Origin of the sequence: Streptomyces olivochromogenes (assembly GCF_001514115.1) — a bacterium.
Classification (GTDB): Bacteria; Actinomycetota; Actinomycetes; order Streptomycetales; family Streptomycetaceae; genus Streptomyces; species Streptomyces olivochromogenes.
Window position 1 is genome coordinate 44,670 of record NZ_KQ948475.1, and the last position, 14,808, is coordinate 59,477.

The window sequence follows — 14,808 nt, forward strand, 5'->3', positions numbered from 1 at the left end:
TTCAGGGCCCGGCGGGCAGTCTGACCCTGAACCACGCGCCGCGGGCGGAGGGTTCGAGCGTCACCGTGCCGCCGTGCGCCGCCGCGATCGCCGCGACGATGCTGAGCCCGAGCCCGCTGCCCGTACTCCCGCCACCGCCGGCGCTCGCGCCCTCGCCCCGTACGAACCGGTCGAAGATCCTGGCCCGCAGCGCGTCCGGCACCCCCGGCCCGTCGTCCGTCACCTCGATGACCCGGTGGTCGTCCTCCGTGCCGAGCCCCAGCGTGGTCGTGGTGCCGGGCGGGGTGTGGGTGCGGGCGTTGGCCAGCAGGTTGGCGACCACCTGGTGGAGCCGAAGCGGATCCCCGGCGACGGTGTGCTCGCCGGGCGCCACCAGCAGCCGTACGGGACGGTCGGGGTGGCAGTCGCGGGCGGCGGTGACGGCGGCACGGCACAGCTCCGCCAGGTCCACGCACCGCACCTGCAGGGACCGGCCGAGGTCCAGTTCGGACAGCAGCACCAGTTCGTCGATGAGCGAGGTCATCCGCTCCACCTCGGTCGACATCCGCCCGAACGCCTCCTCCCGCATCCGCTCGGAGGACGGATGACCGACGCGGGCGAGCTGGGCGTACCCCGAGATGGTGGTCAGCGGATTGCGCAGTTCGTGTCCGGCGGCGGCGAGGAACTCCCGCAACCGCCGTTCCGAGTCGAGCCGTTGCCGGGCGGCGCGGCCGCCCAGCCACCGGGCGCCGCCCGCGACCGCGGCGAGCAGCACCAGCGAGGCGGCGGCCTCGGCCCGCAGCAGCCGGGTGACGGCCTGGTGCGCGTCGGCCATCGAGCGGGCGATGACGACATAGGCGCGGTCGCGGTCCGGGGCCGGGCCCCGGGGGCGCACCACGAGCGCCCGGTAGGTGCCGCCGATGCCCACCGGGTGCCCCCGTGCGGCGAGGGCGGCCAGCCGGGCCGGGGCGAGGGCGGGGAAGGACGGCAGGCCCGGCGCGCCCGCGTACCGCTCGGTCACCCGGCCGGTCCTGTCCAGGACGAGGATCAGGCACGACCGGTCCAGGGCGGAGCGTCCGTTCGGGCCCGTCACGCCGACCGCCTCGCTCAGCTGGACGCCGCGGTACTTCTCGATCTCCTCGTCGGTGCGCAGGACGAGGTGGTGGCCGAGTGCCTGGGCGGAGAGCGCGGCGACCGTGCCCAGGGTCACCAGCGTGGCGGCGAGCCACAGGGCGACGGCCCGCGAACCGGCGGCGACCGGTGGTCGCGGGGGCGCGCGGTGCGGGTCGCGCGGATTCCCGGTCGTCAGTCCGAGCACAGCAGATAACCCGCCCCGCGCACCGTCCGGATGAGCGGCACTCCGGCGTCGCCGAGCTTGCGGCGCAGGTAGTAGACGTAGGTGTCGACGATGCCGGAGCCGTCGGCTCGGTGGTTCCAGACCCGCTCCTGGATCTGGGCGCGCGACAGTACCCGGCCCGGGTTCTCCATCAGATAGCGCAGCAGGGCGAACTCGGTGGTGGTGAGGCCGACGGGTTCGCCCGCGGCCCACACCTCGTGGGTGTGGACGTCCAGGCGCACGGCTCCGGCCTGCAGGGTGTGCCGCTCTGCGGGGCGCTCGGCGGCGCGTCGCAGCAGGGCCCGTACGCGGGCCGCGATCTCCTTGAGTTCGAAGGGCTTGGTGACGAAGTCGTCGCCGCCCAGGTCCAGTCCGCGCACCCGGTCGTCGACGTCACCGCGCGCGGTGAGGAACAGCACCGGCATGGTGTGCCCCCGCGTCCGCAGGGTCCGGCAGATGTCGAAGCCGTCCAGGTCGGGCAGGTTGATGTCGAGCAGCACGAGGTCGGGGCGGCCGCGCGCGACGGCGTGGAGCGCCTCGCGCCCGGTGGCCGCGCCGGTCACCTCGAATCCCAGGAACTCCATGGCCATGGTGAGCATGGCGCGCAGATGTTCCTCGTCGTCGACGACGAGGAGCCGGGCGGGGGAGTCGAAGGGGACAGGGGTGGTCATGTCCTGTTCCTTTACTGGCACATTTTGTTGAAGACGTCGATTGAAATATCAATTTCAAACAGAGCGGCTCGTATGGTGACACGTACCGGCAGGTAGTGAGGCCAGGTCGGGAACAACTGTCCGAGACATGCGGAAGCCCGCCTTCCCCGGGGAAGGCGGGCTTCCGGGCCACGGCGCCGATGTATGAGCCGATGTATCAGCTCAGCCGACGTATCAGCTGGTGAAGATGAAGTACTTCCAGTCGCCGTGCGTCGTCGAGTTCACGTTGTCGCCCGACGTGCCGTTGTAGTACGAGGAGCGCACGCGCATCCGGTAGCCCGTCTCGTGGGTGCCGCCGAGCTGCACCCTGGACACGCCCGCGGAGCTCAGCTTGAAGTACTGGGTGCCCGCGTCGTACCAGGTGCCCTGGTAGTAGAGCTCCATCTCCAGCCGCTGCTGACGGTGCGGGTACGCCGTCATCGTCGTGGTGAACAACGGGTCCTTGGACTTGTGGAAGTAGTAGTACGTGTGGCCGTACACCGACTTCTTCTTGTACTGGCCGCTGATCGCCGTGGACACCTTCACCTTGGCGCCGACGGTGCTGCTCACGGACTTCGACTTGTAGCGCGAGTCGCCCGCGAACTTCGCGGTGACCTTCGCGTCGCGCGTGAGGTCGAGCGTCACGGTGAGGTTGCCCGAGGAGTTCACCTTGCCGGACTTCACCAGCTTGTTGGGCTTGTCGGAGCCGAACGGGTCGGCCCAGATCTCGACCGTGCGGTTCTTGTACGTCGACCCCAGGTGCGCCGTGAACTTCACGTCGGTGCCGTACGCGTACACCTTGCGATCGTTGTTCAGGGTCAGCGTCGGGGTGGCGCGCGAGACCTCCACCGTGTCCGAGGCGGACGCCGGGGTGTGGGTGGCGTCGCCCGCGTACTTCACCGTGTACTTCACCTTGCCGCCGGCCGGCGGGGTGTCCTTGAAGGAGAACTTGCCGCCGGTGCCGAGGGCCTTGGTGCCCAGCGACTTGCCGTTCGGCGACTCCAAGTCGGTGCGGGTGACGGTGAGCGGGGTCCCGGCGGGCAGCGCCAGGGTCGCGCTGAGCGTGCCCGAGACGGTGAGGGACTTGGCGCGGGTCGCGGTCGCCGGGGCGCTGACCGTCAGCGTCGGCTTCGACTGGGCCGGGGCGTTCATGACGCGGAGCGAGTACACGCCCTCGGAGTTGTACGACACCGCGAACAGCCGGCTGCTGGTGCCCGGCTCCCAGGCCAGAGCGCCGTCGGCCAGCGTGTCCGAGCCGCTGCTGTGGCCCGTGTTCGGGAAGTCGTACTGCCGTACGGCGCTGGTGGCGCCCGGTGTGAAGACGTGGACGTCCGGGTCGTACCAGGAGAAGGAACCCGCGGCCACGGTGCCGTCGTCGGCCACCGCGTCGGCGTTGGCGTAGTGGGTGGTGGGCAGCGAGCCCGCCGCCGAGAGGTCCGAGGCCGCCCAGACCAGGTTGCGGTCGCCGCCGTTGGCCGTGATGACCTTGCTGCCGTCCGGGGTGAACGCGAGGTCCCCGGTCTGACCCTGGTTGTGGTCGACGAACGCCGTGCGGGCCGCCGTGCCGCCCGCCACGTCGTACACCGCGAGCAGCGACGAGGAGGTGACCCGGTCCCCGGCGGCCAGTGCGTTCGGCGCGCCGGGCGTCGCGGCCAGCCGCGGGGCGTCCCGCCAGTGCGAGACGCCGTCCTGGCCGAGGGTGACCACGGGGTCGGTGCCGCTCAGGTCGAGGGAGCCGATGTTGCCCGCGTCCGAGGTGCCGTAGCCGAACCAGATCTTGTTGCCCGCGGCGGCGAGGTACTCCGGCTCGGTGTCGGCGCCCGTCGCGTACCGCGCGGACTCCGTCAGCGTCGCCGTGTCGATGGCGACGATCGCGTCGTCGTCGCGCGCGGCGGCGTACAGCGTGCCCGAGTCGGCCGACAGCTGCAGACCGGTGACGCCCGCCAGGGACGTCACCTGCTTGACGACCCGCCCGCTGTAGTCCGTCACCACGACCTTGCCGTTGCGCGGGTCGCTGACGAAGACGTGCTGGTGGACGCCGTCCACCACGAGGTCGCCGGTCTCCATGACCGGCAGGACGCTGCTGGAGTCGGCACTCGCCGTCGTGGCCGTGCCGATGGCCAGGGCGGCGGAGCTGAAGGCGACCGCGAACGCCGTGGCGATGGGAAGAGTGCGCATACGCACGCTGATTCGAACCCCCCGGTACGAAGTGTGGGCGCCACGGACACGGGTCGAGTGATGTCCCGGCCGTGTATGGCCTGCGAGTCATGTAGGACCTGTGAGCCATGTGTGGCGAGTGGGCAAAGGTTAAGTCATGGCACTGACAACAGGAGGCGCAGGGGTCGCTGGAAGGCATGGGCATGCCGTTCCGCCCCTGTCGAGAGCCTCCCCCGGCGTCAACTCCGGTGCCATGATGGTGAGTCATGACTGCTGAGGGGGAGGGTGTGGCAGCCCGGGCCATCCGCGTGCGTCTGGACGGGACGGCGAGCGACAGCGATGTCGGCGCCCTGAAGAAGTGGCTGGAGCGGGAGAGGCCGCTGGAGCAGCTGGTCAAGCGGGGCGATCTCAGGATCGAGGAGCGCGCCGGGACCGATGAACAGGGCACGCCCATGGGCGTCGGCATGGACATCGTGCTGGTGCTGATCGGGGCGGGCGCCGAAACGCTCTTCAAGGAACTGCTCGCACAGGTCAAGAGCGCGGTGCGGGCCTGGAGCGACAACCGCGGCTCCGTGGAGAACGGCGATCCGCCGGAGGCCCGTGTCGATCCCCTGGGTCCCGACGAGAGGTAGCCGGGTGGACCGCTTCGACCCGCGGGGAAAGGTGAACCGGGCGCTGCTGGTCGGTGTGTCCGAGTACGAGTTCACGCGGCCGAAGCACCGCGACGGCGTCCCGGGCCAGCTGCCCGCCGTCGCCCACAACCTGGCCGTGCTCGTACGGGCCCTGGAGCGGGGCGGAGTCCTGCGGCCCCTGGAGATCACCGTCGCGCGCTCGCCGCGGCTGGCCGACTTCCGCCACTCCCTGCGCGCGGCCGCCGACTCCGCCGAGGGGCTGCTCCTGCTCTACTTCGCCGGACACGGCGCCGTGCCCAGCGCGGGCGACGAACTGTGGCTGCAGATGCGCGACGCCGAGGTCGTCCGGGGCGAGACGGCGGGGTTCGAGGGCGCGGCCCGGTTCACCAACGTGCTGCGCATCCTCGCCAACAGCCACGCGGAGCGGATCGTGGTCGTCCTCGACTGCTGCAACGCGGGCAACGCCGCCCGGGTGTGGGAGGCCGTGGAGCGCCCCGACGTCCGACGGCGCGTCTCGGTGCTGATGAGCGTGCAGGCCAACCACCGCATCGACGCGGGCGACGCCGACACCCCCACACCGTTCACCGCCCGGCTGGTGGAACTGCTGACGTCGGGCATCGAGGATCAGGAGGGCGCCGGGCGGGGCGACGAGGGGCGGGGCGACGAGGTTCACTTCCTGGCCCTCGCGGAGGCGCTCAGGGCCTACATGTCCACCCACCACCGGACCGAACGCGGAGAACCCTGGGAACCGCAGAGCCGCACGGAGAACCCTCCGGTGGACGTGGTGCTGGGGATCCGGGCGGGGGCCGGGAGACCCGTCGGCTCCCGGGCGGAGGCCGTCGGCGAGGGCGCGGCGAGCCGCCCCACGTCCGGTCGCCGTCGGCGGCGCGCCTTCGTCGCCCGGGTGCGTGCGGCGGCGGCCCGGTTACGGTCCGTGGCCGTGGGCCCGCTCGCGCTCCTGCCCTCGGCTCCCGCCCCGAACCGGCCCCCCGGCCGGGCCCCCGGCAGGCGATCGACCCGCCGCGCCGCCGTCGTCCTCCTCGTCCTCGCCGCCGCCCTCGGTCTCGTCGGCTACTTCGTCGTCGGCAACGCGGCCTCCGACCGGTCCGCCTGCGGCCCGCCCGTGGAGCTGCGGCTGCTCACGGACCCCGATCTCGAATCCACCGTCCGCAAGGCGGCCGACGCCTATCTCACGTCGGCGGCGAACACCACGGGCGGCGGCTGCCGGCGCAGTGGGATCACGGTGTACGGCGCGGGCTCGGCGGCCGTGGTGGCGGGCCTGCGCGACCAGTCGGACCCCTGGCAGCGGCCGGTGAGCGACGACACCGACCCGCAGCGCGACATCGGGCCCCAGCCGGACATCTGGATCCCGGGCACGCTCGCGACCGCGGCCCGGGCGCGCTCCTTGGGGGTGGCGCGGACCTACGTGACGCTGGAGCCGGACGCGGCGCCGTTCGCGTACTCCCCGATGGTGCTGTCGCTGCCACAGGACATCGCCGAGGACTCGCTGCGCGACCGGACCGGCGACTCGCTCGCGGGCCTGCGGGCGAAGCTGGCGCGCCGGGACAAGAGCGCCTCCCTACGGCGCCCGGACCCGGAGTACACCGACTCCGCGCTGCTGGCCACGGTCGGCCTCTACGGCCCGGGCAAGGCCGACGTGGGCCGGGCGGAGGAGAGCGTGGCCCAGACAGGACCGCCCGCGCCCACCGCCGGTGACCTGCTGTGCACCCTGCCCGACGACGCGGACACCGACCGGAGCACGGCGGCCCTCGTCCCGGAGTTCCTGATGGTGAGCGGGGTCGGCTGCGACCGGACGACGCGCACCCCGCGCTGGGCCGAGTACCCCGACGACGTGCCGGGCCTGACCCCCACCTTCGTCCGTGTCCGCTGGACGGGCGGCGACAAGGACGAGGCGGTCCGGGACGACGCGGTACGGCGCTTCCACGACTGGCTCACGGGCACCGGCGACACGGGCGGGAAGAACAGCGGCAAGGAGGTCGACGACGGTCTCGCGGTCTTCGGGCGGGACGGCTTCCGCGCCCCCTCCGGCGCCCGCGCCTTCCTCGCCGCCCACGACTCGGCCACCGGTCTGATCTCCGACCCCGGCCGGCCCGCCGGGGCCGCGGGCGCCGAGGCGATGGACACGGCCCTGAACCAGTACCGCAACGCCAAGGGCCCCGGCCGGGTGCTCTTCCTGCTGGACAGCTCCGGCTCGATGGCCGGCCTGTGGCAGGGGCCGGGCGGCGCCCCCGGCATCCTCAAGCAGTCCCTCGGCGGACTCGGCACACAGGACGAGTACGGCGTCTGGTCCGTGGCCTCCCCGGACCGGAGCCCGTACGCCGAACTGCTGCCCTTCGGACCCCACAAGCGCCGCGACGCCGAGCGGGCCCTTGACCGGGCCGCGGTCAAGGACGCGGAGGCCGACCCGTACGGCGCGCTGAAGGCGGCGCTGGACACCATGGACCGGAAGGGCAGGGACGACGACCGCCCCGAGCTGATCGTCTTCCTCACGGACGACGAGGACGACAACCACCTCACGGCGAAGGGCCACTTGGACGAGCTGCTCGACTCGGCCCGGACCAAGGGCGTCCCGGTGGTCATGGCGGCCCTCGACAGCGGCGGCTGCGCCAAGGGCAGGCCCGACCAGCGGATCTCCGACGCGAGCGGCGGGCGCTGCCTGGACACCAAGGGCGACCTCGTGGCGGGCCTGCGGGACGAGGTCGCGCGCACCGGAACGGGGGACGAGTGATGCGGCGACGGCGACGGACATCCGGGCGGGGCCATGGGTGGATCCACGGGCGAGTCCACGGGCGGGTCTACGGATACGGGCTGGCCCTCGCTCTGCTGCTGACCGCCTGCACCGGCGGCGGGCAGGCCGGACCCGGCGCCACGGTCACCCCCGGCGCCTCCGGGGACATCGTCGTGGCCAGCGGACGGGACGTGACCGGCAAGGGCGGCATCCGCCAGCAGCTCATCGACGCGTGGAACGCCCGGCAGGACAGGGAACACAGCGGCGTCCACGCCCGCCTGGTCGAACTCCCGGGCTCCGCCGACCAGCAGCGCAGCCAGCTGCTCGGCGCGCTCCAGTCCGGCAGCGCCCAGTACGACATCGTCAACCTGGACGTCACCTGGGTGCCGGAGTTCGCCGCCGCGCACCTTATCCGCCCGCTGCCGGACGACCTGGTGGACGCGGACGTCGTCAAGTCGGTCGCGAGCACGGCCCGTTGGGGCGGAAAGCTCTACGCCGTCCCCTTCAACAGCGACGTCGGCCTGCTCTACTACCGCCGGGACCACCTCAAGCAGGCGCACGTCCAGGACACCGACCTGAGCAAGGGGATCACCTGGCGGCAGCTGCGGGACCTCATCGATGCCGTCGAGGCGCCGGGCAGGTCGCGGCCGAAGGGGTACGAGAAGGGCTGGACCACCCAGCTCGGCCCCTACGAGGGCCGTACGGTCAACGGGATCGAGGCGTTCCTGTCCGCCACCGACGGCGCCGCCCTCACCGACGAGAACGGCCGTTACACCGCCACCGTCCAGCAGCTGACGGACGGCCTCGCGGAGCTGCGCGCCCGCACCCAGGGCGCGTACACGCTCGGGGACGCGGTCCGCTCGGACGAGGGCGAGTCGCTCACCGACTTCGCGGACGGGCGTACGGCGTTCCTGCGTCACTGGCCCTACGCCTATCGCACCCTGCACCAGTCTTTGAGCGACGCGCAGCTCGGCGTCGCTCCGCTGCCCGGCCGGGCGGTGCTCGGCGGCCAGAACCTGGCGCTGGCCGGATCGTCCCAACAGACAGACAAGGCAAGGGATTTGATACGGTTCCTCACCAGCAAGGAGAGCGAACGCTGTCTGCTCGACGCGGGGTTCGCGGCCACCCGGGAGTCCGCGTACACGGCCGACGACGTGACCTGCGGCGTGGCGAGGACACCCGGAGCGGCCTCTCCCTCGGTCTCTCCCTCGGCTTCGCCCTCGGGTGAGAGCGCCGACCGCATGCCGCGTGACGACCGCGGGCGCCCCGCGTACGCCCGGACGATCCTGCTCCCCGCGCTCCGGCGCGCCGTCCAGCGCCCCCGCACCCCCTTGTACGGCGCGTTCACCCAGACGTTCGCCACCGAGCTGGGCACGCTGTTCACCGACGACCCGCCGGGCGACGCGGAGTTGGCCGCCGAGCTGGACAGGGAACTCAGGAAGGTTCTTCCGGGGTGACGAGATACGCGAGTGCCCCCGACACCAGCGTCCGCACGCCCGGCGCGAGCGTCGCCAGGTCGGGCGCGAACTGCGGGCTGTGATTGCTGGGCACGGCCGCGAACTTCTCCATGAGGTCGTCGCCCGGGGCCGCGTCCCACACCTCGGCCGGGGTGCTGGTCACGAACCAGTAGGAGTACGGGATCTTCCCCTCCGCGAGCCGGGGGAAGTCCTCGCTGGCCATCGCCGGGCCCGGGTCGAGGATCGTCCCGGCGCCGAAGACCTCGCCGTGCACGGCCGCGACCCGGCGGTCGGTCTCCGGGTCGTTGACGGTGACCGGGAAGCTGTTGCCGACGACGACGTCGGGCTCGCGCGGGCAGCCGGCGGCCAGGCACTCGCCCGCCGCGATCCGCCGGATCGCCGCGATCATCCGCTCACGGACCTCGTCCGACTGCGTACGGATGTTGAGGGCGATCCGGGCCTCGGCGGGGATGATGTTGTGCCGGGTGCCCGCCTCGATCCGTCCCACGCTCAGCACGGCCGACTCGCGCGCCGCGATCTCCCGGCTGACGACGGTCTGCAGCCGGGTCACGAGGTACGCGGCGGTGACGACTGGATCGACGGTCGACTCCGGACGCGAACCGTGCCCGCCCCGCCCGTGCACGACGATGTCCACGTCGGTGGAGGCGGACATGATCAGTCCGGGCGAGTGGGCGTAGAGCCCGGCGGGTCCGGGGGCCGCGTGCTGGGCGAGCAGCACGTCCGGCCGCGGGAACCTCTCGTACAGTCCGTCCGCGACCATCCCCGACGCGCCCTCGCCGGTCTCCTCGGCGGGCTGCCCGAGCACGAGGAGCGTGCCGGACCAGGTGTCACGTCCGGCGGCGAGCGCCCGGGCCGCGCCCGCCAGCCAGGTGACGTGCAGATCGTGCCCGCAGGCGTGCATCACGCCGGGCGCCCTGGAGGCGTACGGCAGTCCGGTCTCCTCCTGCACCGGCAGCGCGTCCATGTCGGCGCGCAGCAGCACGGTCGGCCCGGGCCCGTTGCGCAGGACGCCGACGACTCCGGTGCCGCCGACGCCGGTGACGGTGTCGAACCCTGATGTGCGCAGCCGGTCGGCGAGCGCGGCGGCCGTCCGGTGTTCCCGCATCGACAGCTCCGGGTGCCGGTGCAGGTCCCGGTAGAAGTCCTCCAGGTCGGGAACCGGGAGGTCGGCTGTGAGGTCCAGTGCGATACGTGCGGCAGGCGAGATCACGGGGCCAGCGTAGGGGCCGCCGACGGGACGGGGGAGTTCCCGTCGGCGGCCGGTCTATCGAAGGGCCTGCGCGTGGCCCGTGAGGTGCTGGAGGTGCGGGGTGGTGGCTTCGGCCGCCCGGGCGGGGCCGGCGTTCGCTGCCAGGACCAGGGCGGCGACGGCCACGACGGCCGCACCGAATCCTCTGAAGTAGCGCGCGGAAATACGTCGGAGCATGGCGACCTCGCAACAACAGCGGCGTATTAAGCAGGCTTAATCCGCCGCTTAACGTAGGGGTTCGAAGCATCAAAGGGCAAGGGGCGCAAGGGGAGTTGGACAATAGTCAAAAGTTGGCCGAGTGTAAGTCGGGTTAATGGCATGCTTAATCCATGGCGGAGCGTGACGGCCCGGAGGTCATCGGGCGCAGGGTTCAGCAGTTGCGTACGGAACGCGGGCTGACGCAGAAACAGTTGGCGGAGCCGGCGTACACGCCCGCGTACATCTCCACCCTGGAGGCCGGGCGGGTGCGGGCCTCCGAACCCGCGCTGCGGCACATCGCCGAGCGGCTCGGGGTGGCGTACGAGGAGATCGCGACCGGGCGCCCCGCCCACCTCGCCACCGATCTGCGGCTGCGGCTCACCGACGCCCAGCGCACGCTCGCCACCGGCGAGGCGGAGGTCGCGGCGGAGCAGTACGACGCGCTCCTCGCGGAGGCGGACGCGCACGGGCTTGTCGCCGAGCAGGCCGCGGCGCTGCTCGGGCTCGGCGAATGCGCCCTGGAGACCGGGAACCTGGAGACCGCGCGGGAACGATTCGAGGCCTCGGAACAGCGCCTCGGCGACGCGCCCCTCCCGAACCGGGTGCCCGCCCTGCGCGGCCGGGCCGTGTCCCACTACCTCGCCGGTGAACTCCGCTACGCCTGCTATCTGTTCGAGTCCACCCTCGACGAGCTCAACCGCACGGGGATGCACGACCCGGACGCGCTGCTGCTCCTCTACACGGGCGTCATAGCCCCGTACATGGACATGGGCGCCCATGCGCGGGCCGCACAGGCGGCGGAGTTCGCGCTCGCCCTGGCGCCCCAGGTGGGCGATCCGGCCCTCGTCGCCCGGATGCACCGCTCCGTCGCCCGCACGATGATCGCCGAGGGCCGGGTCGCCGAGGCGGACGCCTCCCTCGCCAAGGCCTCCGAGCTCTACCGGCAGCTTCAGATCCGTACCGAGCTCGCCAACTGTCACTGGATGCGCGGCTACTTGTACGTCCAGAACGGCGAACTGGAGCGGGCGGAGAGCGAGTTGCGGGAGGCGCAGGCGATGCTCTCCGCGAAGCGCGCCGCCCTGTACACGAGCCAGGTCAACGTGGAGCTCGCGGACGTACTGCACCGGCGCGGGAAGTCGGCCGAGGCCGCCGTCCTCCTCCACGAGGTGCTCGGTGACCTCAGTCCCGAGCGCGGCGCCGTGCACTCGGCGGGCGCGCACCGCCTGCTCGGCATCATCGCCGAGGACGCCCGCGACACGGAGTCCGCCGAGGAGCACTACGTGCGGGCGCTGAGCCTTCTTGAGCGGGCGGGGGCGGCGGGGGATCTCGCCGACCTGTGCCGGCTCCTCGGGGACCTGCTGCGCCGCACGGGCCGGGTGGAAGCGGCCCTCGACGCCTACCGCACGGGCCTCGGCCACCGCACGGCCCCCGGCACCACCACCCTGGGCCCGGCCCCGGCCCAGCCCCCGCTGTAACGGCCGGTTCCGAGCCTGCGGGCGGTTCCTCGGCTGCGGGCCGGTGGGGGCTGGTCGCGCAGTTCCCCGCGCCCCTGAAAGCCTCGGCCCGTCCGGCGTTTGTGGGCGAGGCCGAAGACCGCACCCACCTACCTCTGCCGGCATCCTCCAGCCCGTCGCCTTTGAGGACGAGGCCGAAGGCCGTTGCCCCACCCACCCCTGCCCGCGGCATTCAGCCTGTCCGGCGTTTGAGGACGAGGCTGTCCAGGCCGACAGGGGGTCTGGGGGCGCAGCCCCCTGGGATGGGACGGGTAGGGGCGGCGGGGGCGAGGAAGCCGGGAACCCCTACGGGCGGCGGCCGTGCGCGGATATCTCGGAGGCGGGGATCTCGAAGATGGTTTCGAGGCCGTCCTCCTCGTCCCACTGTTCGCCGACCTCCGTGAAGCCGAACCCGGCGATCGTCGCCAGGGACGCGGCGTTGTCGGGACTGATCGTCACGCGCAGGGTCCGGACCCGGGCGTCGGCGGCGGCCCGGCGCATCAACGCGGCCAGGATCGCCCGCGCGTAGCCCCGGCGGCGCTGGGCGGGGTCCACGGAGTAGCCGATCTCCACCATGCCCGCCTCGTCCGGCGGCCCGTGGAATCCGGCGTAGCCGACGACCGTACCCTCCGGTTCGGCGATCACGACCTTGGACAGCCATCCCGCGCACTCGGGGTGCGTGGTCAGCTGGTTCAGCCGGTAGCGCCAGAGCCAGCGCGCGCCGTCGCTGAGGAAGTACTCGGTGAGTTCGGCCCCCACCTCGGCTCCGGCCCGGTCGAGGTCGGAGTCCAGCAGGGCGGCCATGGCCGCGCTCGTCACCTCGACGAAGCGCACCGACTTCGGACCGGCGGGGAGGACGCGGGTGGCCGGCTCGGCTTTGTCACTTGCAGCGTTGTCTGTCACAGCGCGGATCCTCATCGGGGGGAGCCGGACCTGTCGAGCGGTTTTCCCCGGCACGCCCTCCCGGGGGCTTTACGGCGTCACGATCGGGAACGCCTTGTCCGGCTCGGAGACGTACGACAGCAGCCGGGCCAGCACGGTGGTGTCGCCGTCCGACTCGATGCCCGCGAGGCCCCGCCCCGACACGACCCCGAGCAGTTCCGGGCGGGTGAGGGTCAAGGTCAGGTCCGCGTGCGGCTTCGGGGTGTGATGGACCGGCATGGCGCGGTGGGTGAGGGCGCCGTTGTGGAGGTTCACTCGGTGGCGGCGCTGCTCGTCGATGATGACGAGGTCGAGGGTGAGGTGTTCGTTCCAGGCGCGGGGGCCCTCGATACGGACGGCGAGCGAGTCGAGGAGCATGCCCACGGTCAGCGCGGACGTCAGTTCGGGGCTCGTGGTGTCGACGGGGATGTCGGCGGTGCCCGCGCGCAGTTCCAGGGCGGCCGTGAGGTAGGCGTTGCGCCAGGTCCCGTTCTCCGCGCCGTAGCCGAGCCGTTCGTAGACGCCCGCGAGGGTGTCCTTGGCCGCGTTGTTCGACGGGTCGGCGAACACCAGGTGGTTGAGGAGGGTGGCGGCGAACCGCAGGTCACCGGCGTCGATGTACGCCCGCGCCTTGACCAGGGTCTCCGTCTGGCCGCCCGCCAACTCCACGTACCGCCGCCCGAGTTCGACCGGCGGATGCTCCCAGAGGTGGGCGGGGTTGCCGTCGTACCAGCCCATGTACCGCTGGTAGACGGCCTTGACGTTGTGGCTGACCGAGCCGTAGTAGCCGCGGGCATGCCAGGCACTCTCCAGGGCGGGCGGCAGCAGCAGTTCCTCGGCGATCTCGGTGCCGGTCAGGCCCCGGTTGAGCATGCGGAGGGTCTGGTCGTGCAGGTAGGCGTACAGGTCCCGCTGTTCGCCGAGGAACCTGACGATGTTCGCCCGGCCCCAGATCGGCCAGTGGTGGGAGGCGAACGCCACGTCGTAGGTGTCACCGAACACGTCGATCGTCTCGTCGAGGTAGCGGGCCCACTCGTGTGCGTCGCGGACCGGGGCCCCGCGCAGGGTGAGCACGTTGTGCAGGGTGTGGCTGGCGTTCTCGGCCACGCACAGGGCGCGCTGCTCGGGGAGCAGGAAGTTCATCTCGGCGGGCGCCTCGGTCCCGGGCGTGAGCTGGAAGACGAACCGCACGCCGTCGATGGTCTCCTCCTGCCCCGTGCGGGTGATGTCCACGTTCGGGGCGATGAGCGTGACGGTGCCGGTGGAGGTGATGGTGCCGAGCCCGGTACCGATCTGGCCGCGCGGGGCCCTCGGCAGCCGGGAGCCGTACATGAACGCCGACCGTCGCAGCATCGCGTTGCCGGCGAAGACGCTCTCGCTGACCGCGTGCTCGAGGAATCCCTCGGGCGCGAGGACGGGCAGCCCGCTCTCGCTGCCGCGCGCCACCACTCCGCGGGCGCCGCCGAAGTGGTCGACGTGGGAATGGGTGTAGACGAGCCCGGTCACGGGCCGTGAGCCCCGGTGCTCGTGGTAGAGGCCGAGGGCGGCAGCGGCGCACTCCGCCGAGATCAGCGGATCGATCACGATCACACCGTGCTTGCCCTCGACGAGGGTCATGTTCGAGAGATCGAGGCCGCGCACCTGGTACACGCCCTCGGTGACCTCGTACAGGCCGTGGCGCGCGCACAGCTGTGACTGCCGCCACAGGCTGGGGTGCGCGGTGTCGGGGCAGTCCTCGTCCAGGAACGCGTACGCGTTCCCGTCGTAGACGATCTGTGCCTCGGCGTCGGTGATCACGGGCGGGTCCAACGCCGCGATGAACCCCCGATCGGCGTTCTCGAAGTCCGTGAGATCGTCGAAGGGAAGGTCATCACGCGCCGGGACGGTCATACGTCCAGCCTCTGCCGACGAGCGGCGAGCGGCTAGT

At 72.2% G+C, this 14,808-nt stretch carries 11 protein-coding genes; 4 read left to right on the plus strand and 7 right to left on the minus strand.

Annotation, left to right across the window (positions count from 1 at the left end):
• Position 1 precedes the first annotated feature (1 nt).
• From AQJ27_RS42460 to AQJ27_RS42470, 3 genes are all read right to left on the minus strand, one after another.
• Complete coding sequence (locus tag AQJ27_RS42460) at positions 2-1,297, minus strand: sensor histidine kinase (RefSeq protein ID WP_067381592.1); 1,296 nt, start codon at positions 1,295-1,297, stop codon at positions 2-4.
• On the minus strand, positions 1,285-1,986 hold the full coding sequence (locus AQJ27_RS42465; protein ID WP_067381595.1) for a response regulator transcription factor: 702 nt from the start codon (positions 1,984-1,986) through the stop codon (positions 1,285-1,287). The genes AQJ27_RS42460 and AQJ27_RS42465 overlap by 13 nt, the downstream gene beginning before the upstream one ends.
• Before the next feature lie 213 nt (positions 1,987-2,199).
• Positions 2,200-4,182, minus strand: coding sequence for a YncE family protein (locus AQJ27_RS42470; protein WP_235613814.1), 1,983 nt, complete (start codon positions 4,180-4,182; stop codon positions 2,200-2,202).
• 245 nt (positions 4,183-4,427) lie between these two features.
• On the opposite strand from AQJ27_RS42470, the gene AQJ27_RS42475 reads away from it, so the two are divergent.
• The 3 genes from AQJ27_RS42475 to AQJ27_RS42485 are packed head-to-tail and all read left to right on the plus strand — an operon-like array spanning position 4,428 to position 8,999.
• Complete coding sequence (locus AQJ27_RS42475; protein WP_211179035.1) at positions 4,428-4,793, plus strand: hypothetical protein; 366 nt, start codon at positions 4,428-4,430, stop codon at positions 4,791-4,793.
• A 4-nt stretch (positions 4,794-4,797) separates the two neighbouring features.
• Positions 4,798-7,542, plus strand: a complete 2,745-nt coding sequence (locus AQJ27_RS42480; RefSeq protein WP_067381601.1) for a caspase family protein — start codon at positions 4,798-4,800, stop codon at positions 7,540-7,542.
• A complete protein-coding gene (locus AQJ27_RS42485) occupies positions 7,542-8,999 on the plus strand; it encodes an extracellular solute-binding protein (protein WP_079065673.1) in 1,458 nt (485 codons plus the stop codon). Before AQJ27_RS42480 ends, AQJ27_RS42485 begins: the two co-directional genes overlap by 1 nt.
• Here the strand turns inward: AQJ27_RS42485 and AQJ27_RS42490 are convergent.
• Together AQJ27_RS42490 and AQJ27_RS57600 are read right to left on the minus strand one after the other, a co-directional pair.
• On the minus strand, positions 8,977-10,230 hold the full coding sequence (locus tag AQJ27_RS42490) for an amidohydrolase (protein WP_067381603.1): 1,254 nt from the start codon (positions 10,228-10,230) through the stop codon (positions 8,977-8,979). The genes AQJ27_RS42485 and AQJ27_RS42490 overlap by 23 nt on opposite strands.
• A 54-nt stretch (positions 10,231-10,284) precedes the next feature.
• Positions 10,285-10,446 (minus strand): hypothetical protein, encoded by a 162-nt coding sequence (locus AQJ27_RS57600; protein ID WP_162489364.1) that lies wholly within the window; start codon positions 10,444-10,446, stop codon positions 10,285-10,287.
• 152 nt (positions 10,447-10,598) lie between these two features.
• On the opposite strand from AQJ27_RS57600, the gene AQJ27_RS42495 reads away from it, so the two are divergent.
• On the plus strand, positions 10,599-11,942 hold the full coding sequence (locus AQJ27_RS42495; RefSeq protein WP_067381605.1) for a helix-turn-helix domain-containing protein: 1,344 nt from the start codon (positions 10,599-10,601) through the stop codon (positions 11,940-11,942).
• 324 nt (positions 11,943-12,266) lie between these two features.
• Here the strand turns inward: AQJ27_RS42495 and AQJ27_RS42500 are convergent, their stop codons facing one another.
• The gene (locus AQJ27_RS42500; protein ID WP_341866149.1) at positions 12,267-12,863 is read right to left on the minus strand and encodes a GNAT family N-acetyltransferase; all 597 of its coding nucleotides are present in this window, start codon (positions 12,861-12,863) and stop codon (positions 12,267-12,269) included.
• A 69-nt stretch (positions 12,864-12,932) separates the two neighbouring features.
• Positions 12,933-14,771, minus strand: coding sequence for an alkyl/aryl-sulfatase (locus AQJ27_RS42505; protein WP_067381608.1), 1,839 nt, complete (start codon positions 14,769-14,771; stop codon positions 12,933-12,935).
• Positions 14,772-14,808 lie beyond the last annotated feature (37 nt).